11 protein-coding genes and 1 other RNA gene are annotated in these 12690 nt (G+C 39.9%); 1 reads left to right on the plus strand and 11 read right to left on the minus strand.

Going from position 1 to position 12690, the window contains the following annotated elements; all coding sequences use genetic code 11:
* Positions 1-177 precede the first annotated feature (177 nt).
* Together ssrA and cozE are read right to left on the minus strand one after the other, a co-directional pair.
* Positions 178-525: a transfer-messenger RNA gene (gene ssrA / locus HT697_RS07185) on the minus strand.
* 541 nt (positions 526-1066) lie between these two features.
* On the minus strand, positions 1067-2176 hold the full coding sequence (gene cozE, locus HT697_RS07190; protein ID WP_173252859.1) for a cell elongation protein CozE: 1110 nt from the start codon (positions 2174-2176) through the stop codon (positions 1067-1069).
* 102 nt (positions 2177-2278) lie between these two features.
* Here cozE and pbp3 point away from each other — a divergent pair, with 102 nt between their 5' ends.
* The gene (gene pbp3, locus HT697_RS07195) at positions 2279-3520 is read left to right on the plus strand and encodes a D-alanyl-D-alanine carboxypeptidase PBP3 (protein WP_173262722.1); all 1242 of its coding nucleotides are present in this window, start codon (positions 2279-2281) and stop codon (positions 3518-3520) included.
* Between the two features lie 83 nt (positions 3521-3603).
* On the opposite strand, the gene sufB is transcribed toward pbp3, so the two are convergent.
* From sufB to rpsA, 9 genes are all read right to left on the minus strand, one after another.
* Positions 3604-5016 (minus strand): Fe-S cluster assembly protein SufB, encoded by a 1413-nt coding sequence (gene sufB / locus HT697_RS07200; RefSeq protein WP_000797051.1) that lies wholly within the window; start codon positions 5014-5016, stop codon positions 3604-3606.
* 57 nt (positions 5017-5073) lie between these two features.
* Positions 5074-5514, minus strand: a complete 441-nt coding sequence (gene sufU / locus HT697_RS07205; RefSeq protein WP_001218497.1) for a Fe-S cluster assembly sulfur transfer protein SufU — start codon at positions 5512-5514, stop codon at positions 5074-5076.
* On the minus strand, positions 5501-6727 hold the full coding sequence (locus HT697_RS07210; protein WP_173262726.1) for a cysteine desulfurase: 1227 nt from the start codon (positions 6725-6727) through the stop codon (positions 5501-5503). The genes sufU and HT697_RS07210 overlap by 14 nt, the downstream gene beginning before the upstream one ends.
* 10 nt (positions 6728-6737) lie before the next feature.
* Positions 6738-8000, minus strand: coding sequence for a Fe-S cluster assembly protein SufD (gene sufD, locus HT697_RS07215; RefSeq protein ID WP_173252863.1), 1263 nt, complete (start codon positions 7998-8000; stop codon positions 6738-6740).
* Between the two features lie 27 nt (positions 8001-8027).
* Entirely contained in the window at positions 8028-8798 is a 771-nt protein-coding gene (gene sufC / locus HT697_RS07220) for a Fe-S cluster assembly ATPase SufC (protein WP_000114489.1), read from the minus strand.
* 149 nt (positions 8799-8947) lie between these two features.
* Complete coding sequence (locus HT697_RS07225; protein WP_001041547.1) at positions 8948-9142, minus strand: DUF3272 domain-containing protein; 195 nt, start codon at positions 9140-9142, stop codon at positions 8948-8950.
* Between the two features lie 27 nt (positions 9143-9169).
* Positions 9170-10825, minus strand: coding sequence for a DNA polymerase III subunit gamma/tau (gene dnaX, locus HT697_RS07230; protein WP_173252864.1), 1656 nt, complete (start codon positions 10823-10825; stop codon positions 9170-9172).
* Positions 10825-11322 carry a GAF domain-containing protein gene (locus tag HT697_RS07235; RefSeq protein ID WP_173252865.1) on the minus strand — a complete coding sequence of 166 codons (498 nt, stop codon included), beginning with the start codon at positions 11320-11322 and terminating at the stop codon, positions 10825-10827. The genes dnaX and HT697_RS07235 overlap by 1 nt, the downstream gene beginning before the upstream one ends.
* Positions 11323-11407: 85 nt before the next feature.
* Entirely contained in the window at positions 11408-12610 is a 1203-nt protein-coding gene (gene rpsA, locus HT697_RS07240; protein ID WP_050142076.1) for a 30S ribosomal protein S1, read from the minus strand.
* Positions 12611-12690: the final 80 nt, after the last annotated feature.

The following is a 12690-nucleotide window of genomic DNA, read 5'->3' on the forward strand; positions in this document are numbered from 1 at the left end:
AGGCACCTTAATTATAACAGAAAATATGATAAAAACTTAAGAAAATTCAGGACTTGATTTAATATTTAGGATACAACAAAATGTTGTATTCTTTTTTGCAAAAGAATACCAAAGACAAAAACAAAAAACGTTGATTTAACAACGTTTTACCAAGGAATGCAAAAGAATGCAAAGGAATAATGGAGCCGGTGGGAGTCGAACCCACGTCCAAACACCTGCCAACATATTTGTCTACAACCATAGGTTATGTATTAATTTAACAGTCCCTCGACACATAACTCAAGCCTAGAAACTGCGAGTCTATCAATCTCTTATCAAGCCGCTAGACAAGACTTAATCGTATCTCGCTAATAATAAGACCTGTCATTGAACACGAGCAATCCAAATCGGGTCACGCCTGCTGGTTTTTAGGCAGCTAGAGCGTAAGAAGTGTTATTTTTTGCAGTTATATTTAACTGAGCGTTTACGTCGCCACACGAGTCGCAAAATATGCCTCATAATGCCTGTCGAATCCGTAACGACCCCAAAAGACAATAAAACCATTATACCTTATCTAACACAAAAATGCAAAAAGGAAATCACTTACCTAAAAAAGATACTATTCGAGAAATTTAGCAAACTGGGAGACTAACTACAACTTTCTCAGTGCATAACTTTACGATTGTGAATAGAGCTTACGAAATCCAATTAACACATACCTAAGATGAAGCTATCTGTTTTTAAGAAATTCACGAAGAGAATTATTCTAAAATACTTTCAGATGAGAAGTTTCCTACTCTCTTTGTTTCAATTCATTTGAGTTTAAAAACTATAAAATCAATCCTTATATTATTCGAACTACGTTTCATTTGCTGTGCTAAAATAAATAAGTTTCATTCGAACTTTAATAGACTATGAAAACCAGTGGAACTTACCCTGACACGGAATTCCACTGGTTTTTTCGATTTTTATCAGATTAACTTCTACTATTTTTAGCTGTGAAAATTAGTTTAGGACTTTAACTTATTTTCAATCTTCTAATCTAAAGGCCACTTCTAGTAAAGAAAAATCATGGTTCTCCTGACTTTTACTTAGCTAATTCTTTTTCTCGTTCTTTCATTATTTTATGATTTTCATACAAACGGGATAAGAACTTAGAAATTTCTTTTAAGATAGAATAAGTTGGCACTGCGACAATCATTCCAACTACACCATAGATATTGCTTGACAACAAAAGTAAAACCAAAATCGTGATTGGATGAACCTTCATAACACTTCCTACAATTCGAGGATATAAGATATTGCCATCTACCTGCTGAACAACAAGCATATAAATCACTGCAATCAGCATTCTATGGGGATCAGTGAATATATTTGCGATGATCATAGGAATCAAACCAATACTTGGCCCCACATAAGGAATTAAATTGGCTACACCAGAAAAAATAGCAAAAACTAAAGCATATTTTAAACCAATAATACTATAGCCAATATAAGCCAAACAACCTATAATGATTGCGTCAATCGAAACTCCACTAATATAGCGAGCAATCGTCGCATTTAAATTCTTTAATAAACCTGCAATATGCAAGCGATCCCTCTTTAGAATCGTTCTTTCAAGCATGGGCAAGAATTTATGTCCATCTAATAAGAAATAAACCAAAAAAACTGGAGTCATAATCAAAATTAAAACAGTACTGATAAGAGCTGACAAGACACTCCCCACACTATTTGATACGCTATTTAGGATATTTTGAAGAATATCAACATAGGATAAGTTTAACTGCTGAATTGTAGCTTCTACATCCAAATTCTGGAGCGCAGGATAATTAGATAAGTCTATGATTAAGTCTTGTACTCGACTATAAATAGTTTGACTAGATATAATCAAACTAGATAACTGATTGACCAAAATCGGTAAGAGATAGACTACCCCAATAACTAGCCCCCAAACCAAAGCACACAAGGTAATTAAAATACCAAGTAAACGATTGAGTTTACAGACTTTATTTAAGAAAGTAACAATAGGGTTTGTCAAATAATAAAGAAACCCCCCTAATAAAAATGGAATCATAATTGTATTAAGTACGCTAACAAAAGGGTTAATCAAAGACCCCATCTGTCTCCATAGGTAAAAGATGATTGTTAAGAGTAAAATTTCTGTGGTCCAAAAAAATAATTTATTTCTACGAAACATGAGTTACCTCCCTCACTCTATTTTACCATATTTTCAAAAAGCTTAACGGATGAATTATTAAAGCAAGAATATTTTTTTTCTTTATGATAGAATAAGACTACTATGAAAAAAATATTTTTAACTTTATTAACTGTCTCCCTTTTAGGAGGTGCATCTACTGTTGCTGCTCAAGATTTTAATATTGCTGCTAAACATGCGATTGCTGTTGAGGCAAATACTGGTAAAATTCTCTATGAGAAAGATGCAACTCAACCTGTCGAAATTGCTTCTATAACAAAACTACTTACCGTTTACCTGGTCTATGAAGCACTCGAAAATGGAAGTATCACACTATCCACCCCAGTAGATATTTCTGATTATCCTTATCAATTGACGACAAATTCTGAAGCCAGTAATGTTCCTATGGAGGCCCGTAATTATACTGTCGAAGAGTTGCTTGAAGCAACTCTGGTATCTAGTGCCAACAGCGCCGCTATTGCCCTAGCTGAGAAAATTGCTGGCTCAGAAAAAAACTTCGTTGATATGATGCGAGCCAAACTCCTGGAATGGGGAATCAAAGATGCCACGGTTGTCAATACAACTGGTCTTAACAACGAGACTCTAGGGGATAACATTTACCCAGGGTCTAATAAAGATGATGAAAATAAGCTCAGTGCTTATGATGTTGCCATCGTTGCCCGCAACCTCATCAAAAAGTACCCACAAGTTTTGGAAATCACCAAAAAACCTTCTTCTACTTTTGCTGGGATGACAATCACTTCAACCAACTACATGTTAGAAGGTATGCCTGCTTACCGTGGTGGTTTTGATGGACTGAAAACAGGAACAACAGATAAGGCTGGAGAGTCTTTTGTTGGTACTACTGTCGAAAAAGGCATGAGGGTTATCACAGTTGTTTTAAATGCAGACCATCAAGACAATAATCCTTACGCTCGGTTTACAGCTACATCTTCCCTAATGGATTATATTTCTTCTACATTTACACTTCGAAAAATCGTTCAGCAAGGCGATGCCTATCAAGATAGCAAAGCCCCTGTACAAGATGGAAAAGAAGATACGGTCACTGCAGTGGCCCCAGAGGATATCTATCTAATTGAACGTGTTGGGAACCAATCTTCCCAATCTGTTCAATTCACACCTGATTCCAAAGCAATCCCAGCACCACTTGAAGCTGGAACAGTGGTTGGCCATCTGACTTACGAAGACAAGGACTTGATCGGTCAAGGTTACATCACCACAGAGCGCCCTAGTTTCGAAATGGTTGCAGAAAAGAAAATTGAAAAAGCCTTCTTCTTAAAAGTTTGGTGGAATCAGTTTGTCCGCTTCATCAACGAGAAATTATAAAAAAATCGCGGTTTAAAATCGCGATTTTTTATTACAAATTCATCTTCAAAGTCCTTGATTTTGAGTATATCTAAAATCAAATTTTATCCGACTGATCCTTCCATTTCATAGCTAATCAAGCGGTTCAGCTCAACTGCGTATTCCATTGGAAGTTCTTTCGTAAAGGGCTCTACAAATCCCATGACAATCATCTCAGTTGCCTCAGATTCTGACAATCCACGACTCATGAGGTAATAGAGTTGCTCTTCTGAAATCTTAGAAACCTTAGCTTCATGTTCCAAAGCGACTTGCGAGTTATGAATTTCATTAAATGGAATAGTATCTGATGCTGACAAGTCATCCATGATAATGGTATCACACTCGATGTGAGAAACAGATTTCTTAGAGTTCTTGTTAAAGGTTACTTGACCACGGTAGTCAACCTTACCTCCACCTTTAGCGATGGATTTAGACACAATAGACGAGCTTGTATGTGGAGCATTGTGGATCATCTTGGCACCAGTGTCCTGGTGTTGCCCTGCATTAGCAAAGGCAATAGAAAGCATAGTCCCACGCGCCCCTTCTCCATCAAGGTAAACAGATGGGTATTTCATGGTAGTCTTTGCACCCAAGTTTCCATCAATCCACTCAACAGTGGCATCTTTTTGAGCTTTAGCACGTTTGGTTACCAAGTTATAGACGTTATCAGACCAGTTTTGGATAGTCGTATAACGCATATAAGCTCCATCCAAGGCAAAGATTTCTACAATGGCAGCGTGCAAACTGTTGCTTGAATAAGTTGGCGCTGTACATCCTTCTACGTAATGGACACTTGCTCCCTCATCAACGATAATCAAGGTACGTTCAAACTGACCTGTATTTTCGTTGTTGATACGGAAGTAAGTTTGAAGCGGAATATCTACCTTGACACCTTTTGGCACGTAGATAAAGGTTCCACCTGACCATACTGCTGAGTTGAGGGCTGCCAACTTGTTATCTGTCGGCGGTACCAACTTAGCGAAGTATTGTTTAAACAAGTCTGGGTATTCCTTGAGGGCAGAATCTGTATCTGTAAAGATGATACCTAACTTCTCAAATTCTTCCTTCATGTTGTGGTAAACCACTTCTGACTCATACTGGGCAGAGGCACCGGCTAAATAAGCACGCTCAGCTTCCGGAATCCCGATACGTTCAAAGGTTTCTTTAATTTTTTCAGGAACCTCATCCCATGAACGAGCTGGCTTATCAGATGGTTTTTGATAATAAATCAGGTCATCAAAATCAATCTCTGACAAGTCTGCTCCCCAAGTTTGCATAGGCATTTTTTTGAAGGTTTCATAAGACTTCAAACGGAATTCTAACATCCACTCAGGTTCTCCCTTAGCAGCTGATAGTTCACGAATGACATCTTCGTTCAATCCTTTTCCTGTCGATAGGACAGGCTCTACATCATCATGGAAACCAAATTTATATTCACCAAGGTCAATTGGTTTTGGTTCTACTCTTTCTTCAGCCATAATATCCTTTCTTTCATTCTTCATTTCTACTGATTCATAAGACAAAAGAAACTTGTCTTACTGATTTTCTTGATTTTCAATTGTTTTCTTAAGGGCATTCCAAGCCAAGGTCGCACACTTAATCCGTTGTGGAAATTTTGCAACACCTGACAAAAAGGCTGCATCGCCAAGACTATCTTGTCTGTCATCTTTTTGCCCTTGAACCATTTCAGAAAAAATAGTCGCAAGTTCTAAAATTTCTTGTTTGGTTTTTCCTAAAACTGCATCTGTCATCATGCTAGCAGAGGCAGTTGAGATGGTACAACCTGAGTTTAGAAAAGCGATATCTTCCAAACGGTCATTTACATCAAACTTGACAGAGAGGTTGATGACATCTCCACAGGTCGGATTGTTGAGACTGATTTGCTCAGCGTCTTCTAACTTCCCTTGATGATGTGGATTTTTCGAATGGTCCGCTACCACTGCCATATAAAGGCTATCTAGTTTAGAAAGTGCCATTGAAAAACTCCTTTGTCTTTTGTAAGGCATCGACTAGCTTGTCGCAATCTGCCTTGGTATTGTAGATATAAAAACTTGCACGAGCTGTTGCTGGAACATCCAAATACTGGAGCAAGGGTTGCGCACAGTGGTGACCCGCACGAACTGCCACACCTTCATAATCCAAAGCTGTCGCAAGGTCGTGAGGGTGAAGATCACCTAGGTTAAAAGCGATGACACCCGACCGTTGAGCCAAGTCCTGCGAACCGTAAATAGTCAATCCTTCAATCGCCTGCAATTTTGGATAGACGTATGCGATCAATTCCTGCTCATGAGCTTCAATCGTGTTCATACCAATCGTTTCCAGATAATCAACTGCAGCAGCAAGTCCGATTGCACCAGCCATGTTAGGAGTTCCAGCCTCGAATTTCCAAGGCAATTCCTTCCAGCTAGCAGATTGCTCATAGACGAAATCAATCATCTCACCACCAAATTCAACTGGTGACATTTGTTCCAGATACTTTTCTTTGCCGTAAAGAACACCGATACCAGTCGGACCCGCCATCTTGTGACCTGAAAAGGCAAAGAAGTCCACATCCAAGTCCTGGACATCAATCTTCATATGAGGAGTAGACTGAGCACCATCCACCACCATGATGGCTCCAACTTGGTGGGCCAATTGAGTGATTTCTTTGATTGGATTGACCACACCAAGAACATTTGAGGCGTGAGCAAGGGAGACAAACTTGACTCTATCAGTCAATTTAGCTCGCAAATCATCCATATCCAGAGCTCCATCCTTGAGATAGACATAAACAAGTTCTGCCCCAGTCTTACGGCAGGCTTCTTGCCAAGGAATGATATTGGAATGGTGTTCCATGACAGAAATCAAAACTTGATCTCCCTCAATTAAGACTTCCTCTGCAAAGCGCGCCACCCAGTTCAGACTGGTTGTCGTTCCTCTAGTAAAGAGAACTTCCTTTGTTGAGCCTGCATTGATAAACTTACGAATGGTTTCACGAGCGGCTTCATAAGAAGCTGTCGCCCTTTCTGCCAAGGTATGAACGCCACGATGAACATTGGCATTGTCGTTCTCATAGTAGCGGTTAATCGTCTCCAGAACTGCTAGTGGTTTTTGTGTCGTCGCAGCATTGTCCAAATAGACCAACGGTTCATCGTTGACAATCTGGTCTAAAATTGGAAAATCCTTGCGAATCGCTTCTACATCTAACATCGGCTTCCCCTTAGCGTTTTGACAATTTTTCTTCGATAGTTGCAATCATTTCATCACGAACTTCCTTGACTGGAATCTCAACGATAACGGATCCAAGGAAGCCACGGACAACCAAACGTTCTGCAGTTGCCTTATCCAAGCCACGACTCATGAGGTAGTACATATCTTCTGGATCTACCTGACCGATAGAAGCCGCGTGTCCTGCAGTGACGTCATTTTCATCAATCAAAAGAATTGGATTGGCATCTGAACGCGCTTGGTCTGAAAGCATGAGGACACGACTTTCTTGTTGCGCATCTGCTCCCTTGGCTCCCTTGATAATGTGGCCAATACCATTGAAGGTCAAGGTTGCTTTTTCAAGAATAACCCCATGTTGTAGGATATTTCCGATGGAGTTGCAACCATAGTTAGTTACTCGGGTATCAATCCCTTGTACCTGACGGCCACTTGAAAGAGCTACGACTTTAAGGTCCGCATGGCTACCGTTACCAATCAAGTCGCTGTCAAAGTCCGCAACGACGTTTCCTTCGTTCATAACACCAATCGCCCAGTCAATGCTTGCATCGTTGCCTAATTTACCACGACGGCTAATGTAAGCAGTAACGTTTTCACCTAGACGGTCGATCGCAGCAAACTTCACTTGAGCACCAGAACGTGCAATCACTTCGACAGTGATATTAGCAGTTGCTTTGACACTTCCTTCACCGCGTGACTCTAAACGCTCCAGATAACTAATCTTAGAATTTTTACCAGCGATAATCATAATATGCTTGTTAAACGGCACATCGCTATCGCTGTCTTGGTAGAAAATACCCTCGATTGGTTCTTTAATCTCAACATTATCAGGAATGTAAAGAACAGCACCACTATTGAAATAAGCTGTATGGTAGGCTGCTAATTTATCATCGTCATACTTGACAGATGACATGAAGAATTCCTCAATAAGCTCTGGAATTTCTTCTAAGGCTGAATGGAAGTCTGTGAAGACAACACCCTGTTCAGCCAACTCAACTGGAATTTGCTCAAAAACAGTTTGAGTTCCTACTTGCACCAACTTCAAGTGGTTATCTAGTGCAGTGAAATCTGGAACATTTGCTGATGGCTCGCTTTCTGTAATCGTCCCATCCCCCAGATTCCAACGGTGGAATTTGACACGCTCAATAACTGGTAATTCTAGGCTCTCAATCTTATCAAAAGCTTTTTGACGGAGGTCAGCCAACCAGCTTGGTTCAGCGTGCATTTCTGAAAAAAGTTTAATATTTTCTTTAGTCATTTACTTCTCCTAAAAGATACGAGGGAATTACAATTCTTCCTTGTAGTCGTAGCCAAGTTCTTCAGCTAGTTTTGCGTATCCTTCACGTTCCAAACGTGCAGCCAATTCTGGACCACCAGAAAGGACAACACGACCTTCCATCATCACATGTACCACATCAGGTGTGATGTAGTTCAAAAGACGTTGGTAGTGAGTGATGATCATAGCACCAAAACCTTCACCACGCATGGCATTGACACCTTTTGATACGACTTTAAGAGCGTCAATATCAAGACCTGAGTCAATCTCGTCCAAAAGAGCGAAAGTTGGTTCCAACATCAAGAGTTGAAGAATTTCATTACGTTTTTTCTCACCACCAGAGAAGCCTTCGTTGAGGTAACGCTCTGCCATTTCTTCTTTCATGTTGAGCAATTCCATCTTCTCGTCTAGTTTAGTGATGAACTCGCGAACTGAAATCTTTTCATCATCTTCTTTACCAGCATTCATGGCTGCACGAAGAAATTCAGCGTTGGTAATTCCAGGAATTTCTGATGGGTATTGCATAGCAAGGAAAAGTCCCATACGCGCACGCTCGTCAACTTCCAACTCAAGAATGTTTACGCCATCAAACAAGACTTCACCTTTGGTAACTTCATAGTTAGGGTTCCCCATGATAGCGGCAGAAAGAGTCGATTTACCTGTACCATTTGGTCCCATGATAGCGGCAATTTCTCCTGTTTTCAGGGTCAGGTTCACCCCTTTTAAAATTTCTTTTCCTTCAATCTCAACGTGAAGATCTTTGATCTCTAATACTGACATGATAGTTCCTTTCTTTTTCAAGACTTTTACAGTACTTACTAGAAAAACGTCTGATTTCCCCAGAAATAGAGTAAAAGGTCTATAAATATACTTTTCTAGTATAACAAAAAAAAGCCTAAAAGGCTTTGATTTTGTCTGGAAGCTGAGGGCTAGTCTTTCCTATTAAAATGCTGGTCAATGACATCAACGATTTTGCCCATCACATAACTGACTCGGAAATTTCTAAAGAGTAAAATGGCCCAAAAGGCTGCCATAATATAGCGGCCAGTCATCCAGGCTTCATTGAAAAAATAGGTCTCAGCAGCTGTAAACAGCGCCATAATAATAAATTGTTGTTTATTCATAAATTTATTGTATCATGAAATCTTTCTTTAGTCTTCCTCTACCTTCACTTTATCAGCCAAAAATTCAAATCCTTCTGGAATCAGGCTTTCTTCTGCTTCTTTTTCAGTTTGAGAAGATTTGGCTTTGGCTGAAAAGGCTGCGCGAACTTCTTTCCATTCCTCCATGGAAATGGCTAAAATCTCAGGTGAAAAACCTGCTGCCTGACTGAGAATGTTGCCAAACATAGTGTTGAGATTGTCTCGTTTCATGGTTTGACCAGCATTGAAGTTAGATTCAAAAGCAAGAATGGCATGGTGTTCATTGGCTGCAACCGGTTGAGAACCAACTAGTAGAGCCTTATCAGGACCTCCAAGACTTTCAATCACCTCTCCCCAGGCATTCTGCAAACGAATCAGATTTTGACGTGCTAAATCAGGATTTTCAACGGCCTCTTGTAAGATAGATTGAACTTTATTGCGATCCACACGATAGACTGCTTTGCCTGCTACTGGTCGACTAGGAGCTGGATTTGTTGGCTTGGGTACGGTTCCCACATTTGCAAGTTCTTGCTTAAGACGCGCAACTTCCTGTCTCAATGCAGAAATTTCATGTTCAACTGCCCCAGAAAGAACTGGTTCAGGCTTAATCTCTGCCAAACGGATAGTCATCATCTCAGCATAAATCTTGGGCTGCAAACTAGACTTAATATCCCCTAAACTCGCCGTCGCTAAGCGAATCATTTCAAACAGATTTTCTTGAGGAAAAACTAAATTCTCCACAAAGACTGGACTATGATGAGTGTTTTCTCCCCCTGTTTGAACAATTAACAAATCTCTTAAATAGTGTAAAAGGTCGGTCACAAAACGAGTCATGCTCTTACCATTGTCAAATAGAAGATTTAAGCAAGACAAGGCCTTGGGAACATCCTGTTGAGACAAGGCAGCCACATAATCATCCAAGGCTGATAGACTAATGGTGCCTGTAATTTCTTCAGAAATGGCAGCCGTCAGCTCATTTCCCTGTGTCAAACTCAGGGCTTGATCCAAAATAGACAAGGCGTCTCGCATCCCACCTTCAGCACGTCTGGCAATGATTTCCACAGCCTCTGGTTCAGAACTGATATTTTCTTTTTCTAAAATATAGTAGATATGTTCCTTAATATCCTGTGTCTTAATTGATTTAAACTCAAAACGTTGGACACGGGATAGAATAGTAGCAGGAATCTTGTGCAATTCAGTAGTGGCCAAAATAAAGACTACATTCTGTGTTGGCTCTTCCAGCGTCTTTAGGAGGGCATTAAAAGCCCCTGTAGACAGCATGTGAACCTCATCTATGATATAAACCTTATAACGAGCAAGGCTAGGCGCATAGGTAGATTTATCGCGAATTTCACGGATTTCATCCACCCCATTATTAGAGGCCGCATCCATTTCAATGACATCTTCTAAACTACCGTCCGTCACTGCCTGACAAATATAGCAGTTATTACAAGGTTCACCACCTACTTGATTGGGACAGTTCATAGCCTTAGCAAAAATCTTAGCTACACTGGTTTTTCCTGTTCCACGTGGACCAGAAAAAAGATAGGCATGACTTATTTTCTCTTGTTCTACTGCTTGTTTAAGAGTCTTAGCCACAACTTCTTGACCAACCAACTGGGAGAAGTTTTGACTTCTATATTTTCGATAAAGTGCTTGATACATTAAGATTTTTCCCCAAACATTGTAAAGTCCCATTCTGTCTTTTCAAGCAAAATAGCGACAAATTGTTCCAAATAATCTCGATCCATAGCATCGTAATCCTCAATCTCTGAAGAATCCAAATCCAGAACTCCAAGTAGTTGGCCATTCTTTATCATCGGCACCACAATTTCACTTTTAGCTAGACTGTCACAAGAAATATAGTTGGGATAGGTACTTACATCACCAACCAGGACTGTTTCCTGAAACTCAGCAGCTTCACCACAAACACCCTTGCCTAGTGCAATACGGATGCAGGAAACACCTCCTTGGAAGGGACCTAAAACCAATTCCTTTCCATCAAACAAATAAAAGCCTGAAAATACCGTATTGGAAAAACGTGATTTTAAAAGAGCACTTGCGTTGGAAAGATTAGCCAAAACATTGGTTTCGCCTTCCAAAAGGAAGGACAATTCTTCATTTAACATTTGATAACGTGATTGTTTTTCTGATTTTAACATAGAACTATTATATCAAAAAAGGAGCAGAGACAAAAGAAAAATCCCTTGTTTAGTAAACAAAGGATTTTATGAATTTTCAATTTGATTAAAGTTCGATATCACCGAACAAGTCAGCCATTGAGAATCCTGTTTGTGTTTCTGGAAGTTCGAAATCACGTTTTTCTTGACGTTTTGGACGACGTGGACGAGCAGCACGTTTTTCTTCTTTTTGTCCTTCTTCTTGAGCTGGACGCTCTTCAAGAGCTTTAATAGAAAGTGATACGCGCTCTGCATCTGCGTTAACTTCAAGAACTTTAACTTGAACTTCTTGACCAACTTTAAGAGCTTCTTTTGGATTTTCAATACGTTTGTGTGAAATTTGTGATACGTGAACAAGTCCATCGATACCTGGCAATACTTCAACAAATGCACCGAAGTCAGTCAAACGTTTAACTGTTCCTTCAACTACATCACCTTTAGCCAATTTTTGCTCAACGCCATCCCATGGTCCAGGTGTTGTTGCTTTAAGTGAAAGTGATACACGTCCTTCTTCTTCGTTAAGATCAAGGATTTTCACTTCAATTTCTTCACCAACAGTTACAACTGATTTTGGTGATACGTTACGTTCGTGTGACAATTCAGTCAAGTGAACCAATCCGTCAACACCACCAAGGTCGATGAAAGCACCAAAGCTTGTGATACGTGCAACTTTACCAGTTACAACATCACCAACAGCCAATTTACCAAATACTTCAGCGCGAGCCGCTGCTGTAGCTGCTTCAACAACTTCACGACGTGAAAGGATGAAGCGGTTTTCTTTAGCGTCAACTTCTTTGATTTTAGCCTCAAATTCTTGACCTACAAAACGCTCAGTGTTACGTACGAAACGAGTATCCAACATTGAAGCTGGAATAAATCCACGAACACCTTCAAATTCTACTGAAAGTCCACCTTTAACGGCACGAGTTCCTTTAACAGTAACAACTTCTTCTTCACGACCAACAAGTTTGTCCCATGCTTTGCGAGCTTCAAGGCGTTTTTTAGATACAAGGTATGTAACTGTATCAGTATCTTTACCAACTACTTGACGAAGTACAAGAACATCCAATACTTCTCCTACTTTAACAAAGTCATTGATATCTGCATCGCGATCGTTTGTCAATTCGCGAAGAGTCAAGACACCTTCAACACCAGTTCCAGAGATTGCAACGTTAGCTTGAGTCGCATCAACTGTCAATACTTCAGCACTAACAACATCACCAGTTTCAACTTGGCTAACGCTATTTAGCAAATCTTCAAATTCGTTCATCTAAAAAATCCTCCAACAATCAAGTTTTTCTTAAACTTGACATACTTATAATTTTTTTCCTAAGCACCCGCAAGGACATG

Origin of the sequence: Streptococcus sp. 1621 (assembly GCF_013276615.1) — a bacterium.
In the GTDB taxonomy this organism is placed as follows: Bacteria; Bacillota; Bacilli; order Lactobacillales; family Streptococcaceae; genus Streptococcus.